This window comes from Planctomycetota bacterium (genome assembly GCA_039182125.1).
GTDB lineage: Bacteria > Planctomycetota > Phycisphaerae > Tepidisphaerales > Tepidisphaeraceae > JBCDCH01.
Map to the genome: position 1 here is coordinate 20394 of JBCDCH010000015.1, position 18013 is coordinate 38406.

General features: G+C 66.1%; 17 protein-coding genes. 7 read left to right on the forward strand and 10 right to left on the reverse strand.

Annotated features, from left to right (window positions below):
- Positions 1-45: 45 nt before the first annotated feature.
- The 3 genes from AAGD32_05740 to AAGD32_05750 all read left to right on the forward strand — a co-directional run bounded on the left by AAGD32_05740 (position 46) and on the right by AAGD32_05750 (position 3362).
- Positions 46-957: a helix-turn-helix domain-containing protein gene (locus AAGD32_05740; GenBank protein ID MEM8873745.1), complete on the forward strand. Its 912-nt coding sequence runs from the start codon at positions 46-48 to the stop codon at positions 955-957.
- Positions 954-1955, forward strand: coding sequence for a Gfo/Idh/MocA family oxidoreductase (locus AAGD32_05745; GenBank protein MEM8873746.1), 1002 nt, complete (start codon positions 954-956; stop codon positions 1953-1955). Before AAGD32_05740 ends, AAGD32_05745 begins: the two co-directional genes overlap by 4 nt.
- A 213-nt stretch (positions 1956-2168) precedes the next feature.
- Complete coding sequence (locus tag AAGD32_05750; GenBank protein MEM8873747.1) at positions 2169-3362, forward strand: helix-turn-helix domain-containing protein; 1194 nt, start codon at positions 2169-2171, stop codon at positions 3360-3362.
- On the opposite strand, the gene AAGD32_05755 is transcribed toward AAGD32_05750, so the two are convergent.
- The 4 genes from AAGD32_05755 to AAGD32_05770 are packed head-to-tail and all read right to left on the reverse strand — an operon-like array spanning position 3349 to position 7803.
- The gene (locus AAGD32_05755) at positions 3349-3912 is read right to left on the reverse strand and encodes a phospholipase D family protein (protein MEM8873748.1); all 564 of its coding nucleotides are present in this window, start codon (positions 3910-3912) and stop codon (positions 3349-3351) included. The two genes, AAGD32_05750 and AAGD32_05755, sit on opposite strands and share 14 nt — an antisense overlap.
- A 47-nt stretch (positions 3913-3959) precedes the next feature.
- A complete protein-coding gene (locus tag AAGD32_05760; GenBank protein MEM8873749.1) occupies positions 3960-6737 on the reverse strand; it encodes a serine/threonine-protein kinase in 2778 nt (925 codons plus the stop codon).
- Positions 6712-7347 (reverse strand): ECF-type sigma factor, encoded by a 636-nt coding sequence (locus AAGD32_05765; GenBank protein MEM8873750.1) that lies wholly within the window; start codon positions 7345-7347, stop codon positions 6712-6714. Before AAGD32_05765 ends, AAGD32_05760 begins: the two co-directional genes overlap by 26 nt.
- A 57-nt stretch (positions 7348-7404) precedes the next feature.
- Positions 7405-7803, reverse strand: coding sequence for an RNHCP domain-containing protein (locus tag AAGD32_05770; GenBank protein MEM8873751.1), 399 nt, complete (start codon positions 7801-7803; stop codon positions 7405-7407).
- A 187-nt stretch (positions 7804-7990) separates the two neighbouring features.
- Here AAGD32_05770 and AAGD32_05775 point away from each other — a divergent pair, with 187 nt between their 5' ends.
- From AAGD32_05775 to rsmG, 3 genes are all read left to right on the forward strand, one after another.
- A complete protein-coding gene (locus AAGD32_05775) occupies positions 7991-8821 on the forward strand; it encodes a thiazole synthase (protein MEM8873752.1) in 831 nt (276 codons plus the stop codon).
- A 138-nt stretch (positions 8822-8959) separates the two neighbouring features.
- Complete coding sequence (locus AAGD32_05780; GenBank protein ID MEM8873753.1) at positions 8960-9817, forward strand: zinc-ribbon domain-containing protein; 858 nt, start codon at positions 8960-8962, stop codon at positions 9815-9817.
- 9 nt (positions 9818-9826) lie between these two features.
- A complete protein-coding gene (gene rsmG, locus AAGD32_05785) occupies positions 9827-10405 on the forward strand; it encodes a 16S rRNA (guanine(527)-N(7))-methyltransferase RsmG (GenBank protein ID MEM8873754.1) in 579 nt (192 codons plus the stop codon).
- Here the strand turns inward: rsmG and AAGD32_05790 are convergent.
- The 3 genes from AAGD32_05790 to AAGD32_05800 form a co-directional block, all read right to left on the reverse strand.
- Positions 10399-11031, reverse strand: a complete 633-nt coding sequence (locus tag AAGD32_05790) for a LysE family translocator (protein MEM8873755.1) — start codon at positions 11029-11031, stop codon at positions 10399-10401. The genes rsmG and AAGD32_05790 overlap by 7 nt on opposite strands.
- Positions 11032-11040: 9 nt before the next feature.
- On the reverse strand, positions 11041-11478 hold the full coding sequence (locus AAGD32_05795) for a hypothetical protein (protein MEM8873756.1): 438 nt from the start codon (positions 11476-11478) through the stop codon (positions 11041-11043).
- A gap of 70 nt (positions 11479-11548) precedes the next feature.
- Positions 11549-12235: a ParA family protein gene (locus tag AAGD32_05800; GenBank protein ID MEM8873757.1), complete on the reverse strand. Its 687-nt coding sequence runs from the start codon at positions 12233-12235 to the stop codon at positions 11549-11551.
- Positions 12236-12470: 235 nt separating this feature from the next.
- On the opposite strand from AAGD32_05800, the gene AAGD32_05805 reads away from it, so the two are divergent.
- Positions 12471-13118: an alpha/beta fold hydrolase gene (locus tag AAGD32_05805; GenBank protein MEM8873758.1), complete on the forward strand. Its 648-nt coding sequence runs from the start codon at positions 12471-12473 to the stop codon at positions 13116-13118.
- Here AAGD32_05805 and AAGD32_05810 read toward each other — a convergent pair.
- The 3 genes from AAGD32_05810 to AAGD32_05820 are packed head-to-tail and all read right to left on the reverse strand — an operon-like array spanning position 13107 to position 17952.
- On the reverse strand, positions 13107-15266 hold the full coding sequence (locus tag AAGD32_05810) for an alpha-L-rhamnosidase (GenBank protein ID MEM8873759.1): 2160 nt from the start codon (positions 15264-15266) through the stop codon (positions 13107-13109). The genes AAGD32_05805 and AAGD32_05810 overlap by 12 nt on opposite strands.
- A 29-nt stretch (positions 15267-15295) precedes the next feature.
- On the reverse strand, positions 15296-16621 hold the full coding sequence (locus tag AAGD32_05815; protein MEM8873760.1) for a metal ABC transporter permease: 1326 nt from the start codon (positions 16619-16621) through the stop codon (positions 15296-15298).
- Positions 16618-17952, reverse strand: a complete 1335-nt coding sequence (locus tag AAGD32_05820) for an iron chelate uptake ABC transporter family permease subunit (protein ID MEM8873761.1) — start codon at positions 17950-17952, stop codon at positions 16618-16620. Before AAGD32_05820 ends, AAGD32_05815 begins: the two co-directional genes overlap by 4 nt.
- Positions 17953-18013 lie beyond the last annotated feature (61 nt).

The window sequence follows — 18013 nt, forward strand, 5'->3', positions numbered from 1 at the left end:
GTGATACTGGCATCCGCGGCCGATTGTCGCTAGAACCGGGTTGTCGTGTCTTTGAACGAATCTGATCTATCCCCGGCACACCGCATCGGCCAAGCCCAGGTGCTGCTCTCGGCGACGCAGCCCGTGCGGGTGCAGCGGGTCGAGGTCACCCAAGCGGTGGCATCACACGACCACGACTACGTCGAAGTCTGCGTCGTCCTGGGCGGATCGGCGGTGCATCGCACGACCACGGGCCATTCGGTGTTGTCGGTCGGCGATGCGGTGGTCGTGCCGCCGGGCGCGGTACATGCCTTCGACGCACCGGCCGGCCTGCGCGTCGCCAACCTCTACCACCTCAGCGAATGGCTCCTCGCCGACGTGCGTGCCCTCTGGGAAGCACCGGCGCTGTCGGCTTTGTTCGTCGCGCCCGTGGTCTTCGCCAACCGACGCCCGCCCCGCGCGCTGCAATGGCCGCTCGAACGTTCGTCGTTCGCGGCCGTCAAGCGGGAACTGACCGACCTCGAGGTCGAACTGGCGCGACCAACCCCGCTACCACTAATGCTGCGGGCAACGCTGACGAAACTGCTGCTGCGCTTGGCGCGGAGTTTCAAGGCGCAGTCCGGACCGGAGCAGCGGGTGGACTTGCCGGCGGAGGTGGCGTGGACGGTCGACGCGGCCGAACGTGCGATCGCCTCGGGGCAGCCGCTGCGGATCGAAGCGGTGGCCGAGGCGGTCGGGTGTTCGCCCGAGCACCTGAGCCGACAGTTTCGCGCCGCGATCGGCGAGCCGCCGACACGGTACTTTCAACGCCGGCGCGTACAGGCCGCGGCCGCCCTGCTGCTTCGCGCCGACCAAAGCGTGACCGACATCGCCCACGAGCTCGGCTTCGCCGACACGGCGCACCTGACGCGGCAGTTCAAGACCCACGCCAGCCTGACTCCCACCGACTACCGCAAGCGTTACACTGCCGGCGTATGACACTGCGCATCGGAGTTGTCGGGCTGGGCATGATGGGCCAAACGCACCTGGACGTGTACGCCCAGCGCGATGACGCCGAGGTCGTCGCCGTGGGCGATCGCAGTCCGCATCGGCTCGCGGGTTCGTCCAAGGCCGGCGGCAACATCGAGGGGCAGGCCGAGGGTGGCTTCGACCTCGCGCGGGTCGAGAAGTTCACCGATGCGGCGGACATGCTGGCGCTGGTCGACATCGTTGACGTGTGCGTGCCGACGCCGTTCCACCTGGAGGTGGCGAGGCTCGCGCTGGACGCCGACAAGCATGTGCTGATCGAGAAGCCGGTGTGTCGGACGTCGGAGCAGGCAGCGTCGTTGGCAGCCATCGCCGACGCTGCGTCGGGCAAGAGCATGGTCGCGATGTGCATGCGGTTCTGGCCGGGGTGGACGGACCTGAAGGCCGCGGTCGAGGACGGTCGGTACGGCGCGCTCAAGTCAGCGAGTTTCACCCGCATCGCCGCCCATCCCGGCGGCGCGTTCTACGAAGACGCCAAGGCCAGCGGCGCGGCCATTCTCGACCTGCACCTTCACGACACCGACTTCGTTCGCCACTTGCTCGGCGATCCGGCGGCGGTCCGAAGTGTCGGCACGTCGTTGATCACCGACGGCATCGACCATGTCGTCTCACACTACGACTACCCCGGCATGTCCGTCGTCGCCGAGGGCGGGTGGGCGATGAGCGCCGGCTTCCCGTTCACGATGCGGTTCGTGGCGAACTTCGAGCGGGCGACGCTGGATTTTGACCTTGCCCGGGAGACGCCGCTGATGCGGGCGATGGACGGGAAGTATGAGCCGGTCGAGTTGGCCGAGGGGATGGGGTACGCCCACGAGATCGGGCACTTTCTCGACTGCGTCCGCGAAGGCCGGCAGCCGTCGGTGAGCATCGCCGACGCCGGGCGGAGCGTGGCTCTGGTCGAGGCCGAGGAGCAGAGCGTGCGCAGCGGCGAAGCGGTGACGGTTTGCTGATCGACCGAACGCCCACGGCTTCAGCCGTGGGTCGACTCGCGGTTCCGTAGCCCGCTGCGGACCCACGGCTGAAGCCGTGGGCGTTCCGTGGTAGATGGTGATTCTCGACCCCCAAGATTTGGTGGAAGTTGCGCGCTAGGCTCTTCGCGCCACGGCAGCGCGCTGTTAGGGTGTCGGGGTGAAGGGATCGGTTGTTCAGCCTGCGGTCCCGATTTGTCAGCACGCACGGAGGCGTCCATGGCCCAGCGCCGAAGCTCCGATCGCAGCAAGCGATCGTCCGGTTCACCGAACAAACCCAAGAGCAGCCCGAAGCGCGCGCCAAGCCAACAAGAAGAATTCCAAGTCCGCACCGACCGCCCGATCAAGAGCGTGAAGCTCGCGGCCGGGAAGGTGCCGCCGTGGTTTCGCATCTTCAAGGCCGTCGTGCTCAACGGCTTGGTCCGGGAAATGACCACCGCCGACTGCAAGGTGCTGCTGTGTCTCGGGGCGTTCCAGTCCGAGCGGAATCCGTGGACCGTCTACCCGGCGGTCCGTACGATTGCCGAGATGACCGGGCTCAAGGAGCGGGCGGTCTATAACGCGGTCAACCGCCTCATCGAACTGGGCATCATCAAGCGTGAGTCCGGCGGTGGCCGAACCGCCAACCGCTACACGCTCCTGCCCCTCGCCATCGACCGCGACCGCAACAAGCGCTCGCAGCAGATCGAGTACAACAACGCTGAGGAACTGACCGAGGAGATCGAGATCGCAGGGGTGCATCGAGACGCACCCCTGCACGACGATGCAGCGGTGCATGATGATGCACATGTGCCTGACGCTGCACCCCTGCCCCGCGCGCAGCGATCATCCAGCCCTGCACGGGCGCGCAGCAGATATAGAAGAACAGATAAAGAACCAAGCAATAGAAGCGAGGAAGCTGCTGCTGCGGAGGCTGCGCTGTTGGCCCGCGGGGTGACGGAGCCGACGCTCAGCAAGCTGCTCGACGAACACGATCCGGAAACGATCGTGCGCAAGTGCGTCGACTTCGACGTCCGCAACCGCCAGCCGGGCAAGGCCAAGGAACCCGGCTGGCTGGTAAAGTCGATCGTCGTCGGCTACGGCTTGCACCCGGCAACGCAGAAAGCGATCGATCGCGAAAAGAAAGCCGCGGCCAAGCGGGTACGCGATGCCGAGCTCGCCGCCGAGGCCGACGAAGAGGCTGAGCGTCAAGCAGCGGTCGACGCCTGGGTCGAGGAGCAACTTGAGCAGGCCGACGACGAAGAGTGGGACGCCTGGCACGCCGCAGTGCTGGAGCGATATCCCGTCGTCGCCCGCAACCTCCGCCGAAGCGACCCGCGCACCAGTCCCAAGCTCCGCGGCCTCATCGCCGGCATGCTCGCGGGCATGTACGACCTCATGGCTGACTGACGTCGTCGCGCTTGTCCTCGAACGGTCGGCTGATCGCGAGCATCCGATCAAAGTCCGCCTGGTACTCCCGAGCCACGTCCGGCCGATGCAGCACCAGCAGGTTCTCCGCGTTCCGCTCCTCGGCCCGCCGGCTGAAGTTGAAGCTGCCGGTGATGACGACCTCACCGTCGATGATCATGTACTTCGAATGCTGCACGCCGTCGGCCACGCGAATGTGGACCGGGATGCCGGCGTTGCTGAGAAAACTGCCGCTGCTGTAGCGATGACTTTCCTGGTTGCGGTTGAGGATGACGCGGGTCCGCACGCCACGTCGATGGGCATCACGTACGGCGGCGGCGATCGGTGCCGACGTGAAGCTGTACGCGGCGATGTCGAGGCTGCGCTGGGCCTGTCCGACCGCCGAGACGATCGCATCGGTCGCGCCACCTTCGGGCGAGAAGTACACGTCGATGTCATTTCTCGCGACGGTTGCGGTGGAAGGCTGCGGCGGTGCCGAACTGTCGCAACCGACAAGCATCGCGAGCAACGCAAGGAGTCCGATCAGACGCATGGCGTGTGCAACGGTACCACAGTCTTCGCCGGAGCAAGACGCGTTGGTCAGCCCAGGTCACGTTGCACTTCGCGCCACATGTTGGCCTCGTCGGGCTTGCCCCACTTCTCGTAAAGCTCGACGAGGTAGCCGGCCGTTTTGATCTGTTGATCGACGCCGAGCAGTTGTTGGCATCCTTCGAACGCGAGCCGAAGTTCCGCTTCCGCATCGGCGAACTTCTCGGCCGCGGTCAGCACGCGGCCGAGGTTTCGCCGGGCCAGCGGTATGTTCGCTTCGGCACCGACCAACACGAGCCCGTCGATGAACGGCCGCAACAACGCCTCGGCTTCCGCGAGCCGACCGAGTTCGAGGTCGATCATGGCCAGGTTGTTCATCGTGATCAGCGTGTTGATGTTGTCCGGACCGACCGTACGTCGCTGGATGTCGAGGATGGCCTTGAGTTGTTCGCGGGCGGCTTCGTTCTGGCCGGCGTTGCCAAGTCCGGTCGCGTAGTTGGCCCGGGCGATGAGCGTGTTGGGATGTTCCGGTCCCAGCTCTTCGGCAATCGCGTCTAGGGCAAGGCGGTATTGCTCGAGCGCTTCATCGTGCCGTTCGAGTTTGGAAAGCGCGGTGCCGAGTGAGTTGCGAACCATCTGGAGGTCCGACAGCCCGCCGTTGATCATGTCGGCCAGCAGTTCCTCGAGCACCGCGACACCGCCCGGCACGTCGCCGGCCTCGACGAGCAGTTCACCCAACCCACGGCGGGCCGCGATACTCGTCGGATGCAGCGGGCCAAGTTGCTCGCTGAGCGCGGGTACGACTTCGCTCAGCAGCTTCGACGCGGCGATCGGATCGGTCGGCTGGATCGACTGGGCGTAGTTGACCTCGGCCATGAGCGTTTCGGGATGGTTGGGCCCGAGCCGATTGCGGCGATGTTCGACGCTGATGCGATTGATCTCGATCGACTTCTCGATCTCGCCGGCGTACGACAGCGCGATGGCGTAGTTGTTCGCCATCGTGTCGAAGTTTTCCGGGTCGTCGCTTTGCCTGGCCCGCTCGAACATGTCGGCGTAGAGGATCAGACCGTCGTCGTAGTTGCCGATGGTAACCAACAGGTTCGCACGGGACTCGTCGAACATGATGGCCCCCTTGCTCATCGGATCGAGCCGCTCGACGGCGTCGGCGTGTGCATCCAGCAACGCGCCGCCCTTCTCGACTTCGCCGGCGTTGATGAGCATCCCGGCATGTTCGGACACGACCGCGATAACCGTTTCGTCCTCCGGCCCATAGGCGTCGAGCAGCAGTTCGGTGTGGCGGACATACTGCGCGTCGGCATCGTTGATGTAGCCGAGTGCGCTGTAAGTCTGTGCGAGCGCGAGTCGCAGTGTCGCTTCGGCCGGCGGATTGTTGGCGAACTCCACGGCGATGCGTGGCTCGGCGGCGCGGATCATTTCCTGCACCGTCACATCTCGGCCCATTTCTCCGGGGTCGGCCGCGACAAGCATGCTTCGCAGGAACTCGCTGGTCTGGATAGACTGCTGCGCGGCCACCTCGACCTGGGCCCGGGCGTTCGCTTCGCGCAGGAATGCGACGGTTGACACAACGGTGCCCGCCAGCAGTGCGACGGCGACTGCTGCTCCCGCGGTGACCGGGATCCAGTTACGGCGGACAAACTTACGGGTCAGGTACATCCGCGTCGGCGGGCGCGCGGTGATCGGCTCGTGGCGGAGCGTTCGTCGCAGGTCATCGGCCAACGCCTCGGCTGATGGGTAACGACGCGCCGGCTCCGGGTCCAACGCCGTTTGCAGGATGGTCCGCAGGTCGCCATCGACGCCGTCGGGGCTGGGAATACTCGGATCGGACAGACGCCGCAGCACCTCGGTGAGCGGCAGGCCGTCGGTGTCGACCGGGCGTTTGCCGGTGAGCAGTTCGTGGAGCATGACGCCGATGGCGAAGACGTCGGCGCGGGTGTCGATCTTGTCGGCCTGACCGCGTGCCTGCTCGGGAGCCATGTAGCCGAGTGTGCCGAGCAAGACGCCGGTGGTCGTGTGCAGCGTTTGCACGCGATCTTTCTTGGCTGCGGTGGCGTCGACTTCTTCGAGCACGCGGGCAATACCGAAGTCGAGCACCTTGGGCGTGCCGTAGTTCCTGTCGTCGGCGACCAGCACGTTGCCCGGCTTGAGATCGCGGTGGACGATGGCTTTCTGGTGGGCCGCGTGAACCGCGTCGGCGATGTCGGCGATCAGGCGAATGCGTTGCTCGGTGTCGAGCTTGCGTTCTCGGGCGAAGTGCGTGACCGGCAGGCCGTCGACGTACTCCATCGCGATGTACGGCAGGCCGCGCTTGCCGGGCAGGTCGATGTCGTAATGGATGTTGGCTTCGAAGATGCGTGCGACGAACGGGTGTTCGATCCGGCCCAGCGCGTCAACCTCGCGGCGAAAACGCAGCAGCGCGTCATGGCCGAGTGCGTGCGGGCGGAAGACCTTGAGCGCGACGGGCCGACCGACGTCGTCCTGCTTGGCCAGGTACACCGACGCCATCGCGCCTTCGCCGAGCAGGCGCTGGAGTTGGAACTGCCCGATGCGGCGTCCGTCGAGCGCGGCGGTGTCGGGGCCGGAGAGGCCGATGAACGCGTCGGTCTGCGCGTTCAGCATGGATGCGTCTTCACCGACGGCATCGATCAAATCAACGGCCTGTGCGAACAGGTCGGGGTCATCGCCGATGGCGTCTTCGAGCAAGCGCAACCGTTCGGTCGCCGGGCGTTCCAGCGCGTCGGCGACGACGTCCTTCAGGCGATCCCAGCCGTCGGCCCCGCTTCGTTCATCGATCGTCTCCGGCTGTGCCATGGATGGGTTCCTGTCTGCCATCAAGACGTTTGGCGAGCCAGGCGCGGGCGAAGGCCCAGTCGCGTTTGACCGTGCGGGACGAGCCGCCGATGGCGGCGGCGGTTTCCTCCACGCTGAGCCCGCCGAAGTACCGAAGTTTCACGACCTCGGCCATCCGCTCGTCCTTCTGCTCGAGTTCGGAAAGCGCGTCGTTGAGTTCGAGCATCGCGACCGCTTCGTCGTTTGCCCCGTTGTTCCCGAGCACCGCACCGGCGTCGACGACGCCGTCGAGGTCGACCCGCTTGCGCCCGCCGCCCCGCTTGTGCGTGGCGTACCGACGGGCACGCTCGATCAGGATCCGCCGCATCGCTTCGGCGGCAGCGCCGAAGAAATGACGCGGGTTCTCCCAGGTGACCTCCGGGTTCTTCATGAGCCGTAGGTACACCTCGTGGACCAACGCCGTGGTTTGTAGCGTGAGTCCCGCCTTCTCATGCGTCATCCGGCTGTGCGCGAGGTCACGCAATTCGGAATAAACGTGCCCGAAAAAATCTGGCGTCGATCCGCCCGCACCGTCCGCCCGCACCGCAGCGCTGTCGGCCGATTCCCCATTGGTTTGTACGTCGTTTGCCATGGGCATCCGCAAGTTTGGCATGAATCGCAGCAAAAGGAAGCGAAATCACCCTTCGCATCAAGGTTCTCCGCCCTCCGGGCCTATCGCATCGACCCCTCGCAGCGCGCCCAAGGCGTCGAGCGGGAATGCCGGCAGAGCCAGCGGACGCAACGCCAACTGAAGTAATGCCAGCTCGCTGTCATCGCCGGCGATGCGGTTGGTTTTCAAGTCACGGCAGCGGGTGCAACGGTGGACGATCGCCCACTCGCCGTCGGGGCGAACGGTGATCGCGATCGGTTCGGTGGGTGCCCGGCACGGGCTCGCCCGGTCGCCGGGCTTGTCGTCGAGGTGACGCGACCACAGGCACCACGGGCAATGATTGCGGTGCTGCGTGCCGGAGGCATGGTTGGAAATGAACTGTCGGCAGTGAATGCACTGGAAGCCGTCACGGCGACGGCCAGAACGAGAAGGTTTCACGGGAAGATCGCTCCACGGAGGGAGCATGACCAGACCAAACCAACACCGACCACGCCGCGTCATGCGGGCGGCACGTTCATCGAGAGACGGTCGGCGTGTTGGATTAGACCCAGGTCTGCATCATCGTGGGTTGTAACGCGGGTCGCCGTGTCGGTCAACGCTTTCCGCACAACCCTACCATGGCCGCATGACCGCCCCGCTGCGCATCGGAGACTTCACGATCGAGCGCGATGAGCATCGCCTGCTCGTCGGCACCGGCAAGTACCGCACCTACGACGAGATGCGTGACGCGCTGGCCGCGACGCAGTGCAAAATCGTGACCGTCGCCGTCCGCCGCGAGCGGCTCATCGACGCCGACGGCAAGTCGCTGCTCGATTACCTCGATCTGGACAAGTACACGATCCTCCCGAACACCGCCGGCTGCTTCACCGCCGAGGACGCCGTGCGGGTCGCGCTGCTCGGGCGGGATCTGCTGGAAAAGCAAGGCAACCCCGGGGCCGGCTGGGTCAAGCTCGAAGTGCTCGGCGACAAGAAGACCCTCCTGCCCGATCCCGTCGGCACCCTCGAAGCCACCGCCGAGCTGGTCAAGGAAGGGTTTCAGGTGCTCTGCTACACGAGCGACGATCCGATCAGCGCGCGACGCTTGAAGGACGCCGGCGCGGCCAGCGTCATGCCCGCCGGCTCGCCGATCGGCTCGGGCCAGGGCATCCTCAACCCGCTGAACATCTCGCTTTGCCTCGAGACGCTCAAGGAGGACGACCCGGACTATCCGGTCATCGTCGATGCCGGCGTCGGCACGGCCAGCGACGTCGCGGCATGCATGGAGCTCGGGGCCGACGGCGTGCTGCTCAACACCGCCATCGCCCACGCCGACGACGCGGTGCAGATGGCCCACGCGATGCGCCACGGCCTGCTCGCCGGTCGGCACGCTTACCTCGCCGGTCGTATCCCGAAAAAGCGCTACGCCACCGCCAGCAGCCCGATGGCGGGCGTGATTTCGTACATTCCCGGCGAATAGTTGCTAGACTGGTTCCGCATTCGCACGCGATTCCGCGACGGGGCGATGTTCGTCAGTGAATCAAGAAGCAACGGGCCCGTAGCGGTACGGGTGCAGTTCGGTCTACCAGTTATCGGAACTTCGGGGGAACGTTGACAGATGCCGGAACTCTACGAAATCACATGTCCCCACTGTGCCAAGGTCTACGAACTGCCACGCGAGAAGATCGCCAAGCACGCGGGCAGCAAAATCCAGTGCAAGACCTGCACGGGCGTGTTCCTGATGCCCGCCCTGCCAGAGGTTGCCTCGGCACCGGCGACGCGGCCGGACAGGGCGTTGGTCGGTGCCGGGACCGATGGCGGTGGCACTGATGCGTCCAGTTCGACTCAGACGCCTTGGCCGTTCGCCTTTGCGGCCGACGATGACGACGAGGAGATCCGCGATGTCGAAGTCGAAGCGTCCGACACACGGAAAGCGTCCAACTCCGACACGCATTTCGCCGAGGCCGCGCTCTCCGATACGTTTGTCGGCAATGCCACACTCGGCGACTCGGACCCGGACGAGACGATCGACGTGGAGCACGAGCCGACGCGGACCCAGCCGAAACCGCAGTCCCAACCGGTCGCCGATCGGATCAATGCGGTCGCGGGGAAACTGCCGGTGACCGCGCCGTTCCAGGAGGACGAGATCGCGGCCAACAAGATCAAAGCGGAAAAGGCACAACGCAAAGCCGTCGAAGAACAGATCGAGCGGCCGGTGAAGAAGAAGCACCGTCGTCCCGTGAGCCGGGAGGTGTTGCCGCCCGCCCCGCCAGTGCCTGCCGCCGAGCCCGCGATCGATCCGGACACGCTCGCGGCGGTGCAGGGTGACCTACGCAGTATCCGGCGTTGGCTTCAGTTCGCCGGCTGGCTGGTGATCCTCGGCTTACTCGCGGCGGTGGCCCTGCCGACGTTGACCTACTTCGGCATCATCGATTGGACCAAGCTGGCCGAGTTCTGGAATGGCAACGCGAGCTAAACTCGCCGCGTGCCGCCCCACCCGCTCTGGACCGAACTGGCCGATCTGACGCTGGCGCAGATCGAACTGCTCCACCGTCATCTTGATCTGCTGCTTGAGCACAACCAACGGCTCAATCTCACCGCCATCCGCGACCGCCAGCTCGGCGAGGTCCGCCACACCGCCGACGCACTCACACTGCTGCCGCATCTCGGTGACGCCAGTTCCATCGCCGACCTCGGCAGCGGTGGCGGGGTTCCGGGCGTCCCACTCGCCATCGCCCTACCCCACCGTCGGTTCACACTCATCGACTCGGTGGCGAAGAAAATGGACGCTTGCCGGGCGATGATCGACACGCTCGGGCTGAGCAACGTCGATGTCATCGCCGACCGGGCCGAGAACGTCGACCGAAAGTTCGATGCCGTGGTCGCCCGTGCTGTGGCCCCGATGAAGAAACTCGTCGCGTGGAGCAAGCCGTTGCTCAACGATGGCGGCGTGTTGCTCGCGCTCAAGGGACGAACCGGCCCCGAGGAAGCGGCACCGTTCAAGCAGGCGACCGTCCATCGTTCCCCTGTTGGCGATGGCGTCATCATCGAGCTTCGTCACTGAGCACGCTGCGGCGTCACGGCCGCCCACAAGCCCAGACCGATGTACACGCTGCCCGACACATACCGGCCGGCGGATTGCAGCGACTGGTTGCGGCGGAGAAAGCCGGCCGCGGACCCGGCGGCCAAAGCGTAACCCGCATCCGTGATCGCGGCGATCAGCACGAACAGCCCGCCCAGCGTCACCGTTGCGATCAACGCATTGTTCGTCGGCTCGACGAACTGCGGCAAGAACGATGTGAAGAACAAAGCCGTCTTCGGGTTGAGCAGCGCGACGATAAACCCCTGCCGCATCACCCGCCCCACGGGTGCGGCCGCGACGTTCGGCGTGTCGGCCCGCTCGGATCGTCGCATCGTTTGGATGCCGAGGTAGATCAGGTACGCCGCGCCGGCGAGCTTGACGACGGTGAACGCCGTGGACGAGACGGCGAAGATGGCCGAAAGTCCAAGGGCTGCACCGAGCGCGTTGCCGAAGTTCCCCAGCGCGACGCCGAACGTTGACGCAAGCCCGGCCCGGCGTCCTTGGGCCACGCTCCGCGTGACGATGTACAGGACGCCCGGGCCGGGCGTGACGGCCAGCACGAAGCTGGCGATCAGGAATGCGAGCAGCGACGCCGCCGTGATCGACATGCGGCGGGCTTACGCCGCTTCTTCGAGCATCTGCGTGAACGCGCGGATGCCGAGTTCGTTGATCGTGGTCGGCTCGCCGTTCTCACTGAGCTTGTTGCGCATGGCGAGCAGCGTTAGGTCGGCGGCCATCTCCTTGGGCACGCGGATGGTCAGGTGCTTGATGCCCTTGCCGGTGGAAACGTCGAAGTCTACGTTGCGGCTGACGTTGGCGGCGTTGGACTTCTTCGACTTCGCCTTGGCGGGTTTCTCGGCTTTGGGCTTGGGTGTTTCAGCCACTTCACGCTTCACCGGCTCGGGTTTGGGCTCCGGCTTGGCTTCAACTTTCGGCTCGGGTTTTGGCTCGGCCTTCACCGCCGGGTCCACGCCCAGGCGCTTGAGCGCATCGGGCGTCGCATCGGCACCGCGGCGCAGGCTGGCGAGCATCTTGTCGGCTGTCGTTTGTTTCACTTCGGGTCTCCAGTGGGTTGATTGTGTCAAAGGGTGCGTCGCGGCTCCGCCGCGCTGGGGCGCACCACACTCACGCCGCTTCCTTCAAACTCGCCAACGTCACGCCCGGCTCCGCCGGCGTCATGACCTCGGCGATCAGTTTCTCCATCTCCTCCGACGCCTGCTTGGCGGACTTGAGCCGTGACATCCGTGTCACGACCGTGTCTTCCGTGCAGGCTCGCGCGAATGCATCACGCAGGCCCAACGTTTGGCGGGCGACCGGGATCTCCAATCCCTTGAGCACCGCGATCACCGCCTTGCTCAACTCCGTTTGAGCGCGGACGCGGTTGATCACCAGACGCACCTCGGCGCGGGACACGCCGTCCTCCTCGCGGGCCGCCTGCACGAGGTCGAGCTGTTGCTTGGCCTGGAGCGTGGCACGCAGGTCGACGGTGCTGGGCGTGACGGGGATGAGGATCGAGTCGGCCATGTACATCAGCACGCGGGTCGTGTCGTTGAGCCGGGGGGGTGCGTCGCAGATGACCGCGTCGAACGTGCTGTCGAGCTGGGTCAGGGCGGCGTGGACCTCCTCGCCGTCGTCGGGCGAGAGCACCGGCATGTCCGGGGCGGCCCCGGCGAGCCAAAGCTTGGCCGACTGTTGCGGGTCGGCGTCGGCGAACGCGACCCGCTTGCCCTGGTCGGCGAGCCAGCACGCAAGGTGCACCGCGAGCGTCGTCTTGCCCGCTCCGCCCTTCTGGTTCACAACGGCGATGATCATGGAACTACCTATCGGCGATCCGCCGCCGAACACGCCAGCGAAAGTCGTCACAATCTTCCGCCCCGTCGAGCGGTCAAGCGGCGCGTAACGGCGTGTAGTCATGCAGTCAAACAGCCAAGTCGTTATGTGTGACTGCATGACGTCATGACTGCGCGCAGTCACGACGGCGGATTGTCACGGCGTAGGTCATTCGGGGTGGCGTGCGGGGTCGGCTTTGGTGCACAATGCAACCGTGATGGAGGATCCGCACGCAGACATCGAGGTGTTCACCGCCAACGCCGATCCGTCGAAAAGCAATGCACCGGTCCGGGCGGCGATCGTGGTACTCCACGGTCGAGGCGGCAGTGCACGCGACCTGCTCACCCTCACCCCCCAACTGCTCGACGGCCTCCCCGATGCACACGACGTTGCCGTGCTGGCACCGCAGGCTCACGACTACACGTGGTACCCGCACGGCTTCATGAAGCCCCGCGAGCAGAACGAGCCGTGGGCGACCTCGGCGTTGGCGGCGGTGGATCGGCTGCTCGCGAACTTGACGGTCGAGCGCACGGTGCTGCTCGGGTTTTCACAGGGGGCGTGCTTGGCGTGTGAGTACGCGGCGACCAGGCCGCGCCGGTACGCCGGGGTGGTCGCTTTCACCGGCGGGCTCATCGGCGAAACTCTTACGCCCTACACCGGCGATCTTGCGGGCACCCCGGTGCTACTCACCACCGGCGATCCGGATCCGCATGTGCCGTTTAACCGGGTGGAAGTGACCGCCGAGGTGCTGCGCGACCTGACCGCCGACATGCAAGTGGAGCGTTATCCCGGCAAGCCGCACAGCATCAGTCGCGACGAGCTGCGCCTCGCCGCGGAGTTGATCGGCAGTGTGCTACACCCGTGACACGCCATCGGGCAGTTCGACGACCACGTCACTGTCATCGACCTTCATCGCGATCTCGCCGCGCGGGTGCATCATGCGAACGTCGATGTTGACCACCTTCGGGTTGATCGAAACCTCCGCGAACCTCGGGGCGGCGGGGCGGACACCGGCGAGAGTCGTATGCACGTGGAGCAGCGGATGCGCGCTCCATGCGTGGCAGTCGCTACGGGTCGGCTCGGGCCGCTCGGCGGTCGTGCGTAGGCCCAGCTCGCGCATCGCCGGCCAAGGCGCGAGCCGATCCAGCACCTCGCCGCCGCGGCCCAGTGCATGCAACGCCTCGAACACGTAGTGCATGAAGTAGAACGTCCCACGGTGGATTTCGCGGTCGCTCGGATCGAGCAACCGTCCGGCCCGTTCGGACTTCTCGCGATCGGTCCGGCTGCTGAGGATCGCATAGCACTGGGCGTGTTCGGAGAAACTGTCGTGCTTGATCGTGTCGGCCCAGCCGCCGACGGATTCGTCCCAATAGGTCGCGTCGATGACGGCCGAGAGGGTGGCGGCGTGTCGGTCGAGCCGGTCGGCCAGGGCGTCTTCACCGACGAAGCGTTCGAGGTCCGCCGCAAGGCCGAGGATGTAGACGAGTTGCCACTGGTTGATACCGCTGAGCGAACCGCCGGCCGCGCCCGGTGGGTTGCCCGTCGGCCACGCACTCACCCAATCAACCCAGTTCCAACCACTCGGCCAATCGACGAGCCCGTCGTGCCGAAGGTTCGCGAGGAAGCGCTCGCACACCCCGCGCACCGTCGGCATGCACTCACGCACCAGCGCCGGCTCGTCACGCCACATCAGAAAGTCGTGCAGCATCCCGATGTAGAACAACGAAAACTGCGGGATGACTTGCTCGTCCCGATCGGGAAACCGCGCGCGGACCAACCCGTCCGGTGTGACCGATCGCGCGAACATCCGCAGCGCATGTCGGGCCAAGCGATCGTCGCCGGTGCACGCGTAGCTGACCAAGGCTTGAATACGCGTGTCGCCGACGTACTGCATCTGCTCGTAGTGCGGGCAGTCCATGTACGTCTCGTGGGCGCACATCTGCAGTGCGCGGAAGCACATCGGAAACGTCGCGTCGATGTCCGGGCGGACGGTTTGCGTGCTGCGCAGCTCGAGCGGGTAGCGCGTTTCAATGATGCCGAGCGACTCGATCGTGGCCGGGGCGTCGGCGGTTTCGATCACGACGCACCGATACCGACCGGCACTCCACCAGAGCGTCTGGTGCGTGACCGACTCTGCGCCGAGGCGCAGCGCCTGCCAACGGCCGCGAAACTGCATGCCGGTGACATTGTCGCGATGACGCTTGGCTTGGTCGGTGGGATTGATGAGCGCTTCCTGCCAGCCGATGTCGACGCGGGCTCCGAGCCCGGTGGCGATGGTGCGGTCGTAGCCGCAGACGTAGTCGCCGAGGTCGAGAAGCAAGCGAACGCGAGAGTGGGGCGGGACGGTCATCGGTACGGCGTCATCGATCAACGCCTGCCACCTCGCGGTCTCGTCGGAAGACTCGAACGGCTCGTCGTCGGCCCGGTCGTCGACGTGTCGGACGATCTGCCGCGTCCACGGCACTTGCAGCATCGGCGGCAACGGGTCCGGCACAAGCGTCGGCGCTCCCCGCTCACCCCAACGGCCCAGCGGCGCTCCCGCCTCCGCCCAAGCCTCGACCGGTTTCCACGGCCCGTCCGCCGTCGTCGCGTCGAACCGCTCCAACCCGCCGGGGAACGTGACCGAGTACGGTGCCGACATCGGCGAGAACGTGTAACCGTTGAGCCGACGCGCCTGCCAGTCGGCGCTGCCCGTGTCACAGCCGTCAGCCTGCAAAACGAAACCATGCCGAAACGTCTGCTGCGCCTGTGGCGCGACCTCGTCTCGCAGCGACCAAACGATCGCCCGCAGTGCATGCACCTCTCGACCAACACGCACCGTGTTGTACGACCAGCGATCGACCGTCCCACGCGTCGGCCCTCGCGCGATCTCGACGTCGTCGGCGAACAGGACGAAACGCTGATCGGCCGAGACGTGCAGCGTGTCGATGTGCCGGTCGCAATCGAGCCGATACTCGACCACCACGTCCGGCTCGGCATCGGGAAGCGCGATCCACTTGGCGGTCCAGTGCATCCGATAATGTAGGGCAGGCACTGCCTGCCCTACGACGAAGCACCTTGCTCGCGCGGAATCTTGCGGCCGTGCGGATCGACGGCCGGCGTGCCGACCTCGGCGTCGAGCTCCGCCTGCAACTCCGCATCGATCGCGTGTTCGAGACGCTCGGCGGAGTAATGCACATGGCCCGGCGGCAGGTCGGCGTTCTGCTCGAGGTACGTCTCCCACAATCGATGCGAGCGGATCAGGTCCGCCGCCTGCGAGCGGCCGTTCTTGGTCAGGGCAAGCTCATCGGTGGCGAGCAGTCCGTCGCGTCGGAGTCGGCCGTAGACCAGTCGGCTCGTGAGCGGGCCCATCGGTTCCATCGGGATCTCACGGGACTGCTCATCGCCGCGGTACAGGCGGGTCAGCACATCCTCCCGCGCGATGCGCAGCGAGAGGGCGGTGCGGTGGTAGAGCTTGGACACCAACCCGCGGCGCGGCCCGAAGAGTACCGCCGCGGCGAAGAACACACCCGTCGCCACGGCCATCATCGCCGCCGACGAGACGCTCTTGTACCCGAACGCCGCGGGGATCCACATCGCCGAGAGATGGCCCAGCGCCGCCGCCCCGATCGCGACGAGCACGGCGATGGCGATGAGCCGGGGCAGCCGGTCGGTGAGCATGCTCGCCGCGGCGGCCGGGACGATCAGCACCGCGACGACGAGGATGTTTCCGACCGCCTCGAACGACGCGACGGCCGTGGCTGCGACCAGCGTCATTAGCGCGTAGTGCATCAGTCCGCTGCGAAAGCCGAGCGTGTCGGCCAGCGCCGGGTCGAAGCTCGTGAGCTTGAGTTCCTTGTAAAACACTAACACGAAGGCGGTGTTGAGCACGAGCATGATCCCCAGCGGCAATGCGGCCCGGGGCACGTCGATCCCCAGCAGTGGCACCGTCGAGAGCGGCGTGAACTCCAGCAGCCCGTAGAGCACGCAGCCCGGGTCGAGGTCCACCGCGTCCGCCGCCTGCACGATCATCACCAGGCCGATCGCGAACAGCGCGGTGAACACCACGCCGATGCTCGCACCCTCGTCGACCTTGCCTGCGCCGCGCACCCACTCGACGAGCAACGCCGTGAGAACACCCGCCGCCGCGGCACCGATGAACATCGTCAGGCTCGATCGCTCGCCGCTGATGAGAAACGCCGCGGCCAACCCCGGCAAAATCGCATGGCTGATCGCGTCGCCCATCATGCTCATCCGCCGCAGCACGAGGAACACACCGACCAACGTGCAAGATACCGCGCACATCGCCCCGACCGCGATGGTCCAGCCGTCGATGTGGAGGTCGAAGGCGGCGAGGGGGAGAGCGACGGAGGGGAAAAGTGCAGTCATCTCTGCACCTCCGTCGCTTCTGCAATCTCGTGTGGGCTCGCCAGCCGATCGTTCGCTTCGACCAGCCGTTCGAGTTCGGCGATCATGTCCGCGTCGAGGACGTGTTCGATCATGTCGGCGTCACGGTCGACGTGGCTCGGGGCGATGTCGGCGAAGTTGATCAGGTAAGTTTCCCACAAACGGTGATTGCGGACGAACCGTTCGGCGTCGCGTTGGCCGCGGTCGGTGAGGCGCATGTGGCCGTTGTCGAAAACGACCTGCCCGGCGCGCTCGGCCCAGCGGGCGCTGGCCCGCAGTCGGCCCAGGTTCCAACTCCGTCGCGGCTGCAGGTCGGTGAGCGCGATCGGCTCGCCAAGGGGTCGGCCTTCGAGGACTTCAAACGCCGCGCGGAGCAGGTGCTGCTTGGCGACGTTGCGTTTGAGTTCACGCTGACGCAGCATTCTCGGCACGACACCGTGCCGGAAGCCGAGCAGCATGCTCACCCCGAAGACCACGGCTGCGGCAATCACAATCATCGCGCCAGAGGGCAGGCGGGGCAGGGCGGCCGACGCGATCGTGCCGATGAGCGCGCTCACGCCGCCGATGATCGCGGCGATGACGGCCATCGCCCCGAGCCGATCGGTCCAGAATCGCGCCGCTGCCGCGGGGATGATCAGCAGCGCGATCACGAGGATCAGCCCGACGGCCTGCAGCCCGGCGACGGTCACGCCCGTCACCAGCGCCATCATCAGCACGTCCAGCCCGACGACGGGCCAGCCGGTCGACTTGGCGAATGCGGGGTCGAAGCACAGCAGCTTGAACTCCTTGAACAGCAGTCCGCACACGACCAGCGAAACGATGCCGACCCCGGCGATGATCGCCACGTCGGCCGGAACCATGCTCGCGGTTTTGCCGTAGATGAACGACTCGAGCCCGGCGGCACTGCCGGTGCCGAGCTGTTGCACGATGCTCAGCAGCGCGATCCCCGCCCCGAAGAACACCGAAAGCACCACGCCCAGCGCGGTGTCCTGCTTGAGCGGTGTGTGGGCGGTGAGCACGAGGATGACGCCGACGCCGAGCACGCCGGTGATGGTCGCGCCCAGCAACAGGATTGGCAGCGATTTGGCCCCGACCCCCATCGCCGTCGCTAGCAGGAACGCCATGGCGATCCCCGGCAATGTCGCATGCGCCAACGCGTCGCCCATGAGCGCCCGTTTGCGTAGCAACGTGAACGATCCGACCACCCCTGACGCGATGCCGAGCAACACCGTGCCGAGCACGACGATCCGCGTGTTGTGATCCTGCAGCGTGAGGACACGCAGCCAGGCGTCGAAGGTGGCGAGGGTCAGCACGGCGCACCTCGCCTTCTTGTCATCCCGAGCGCAACCGAGGGGTCTAGCCTCGAAAGCCAGC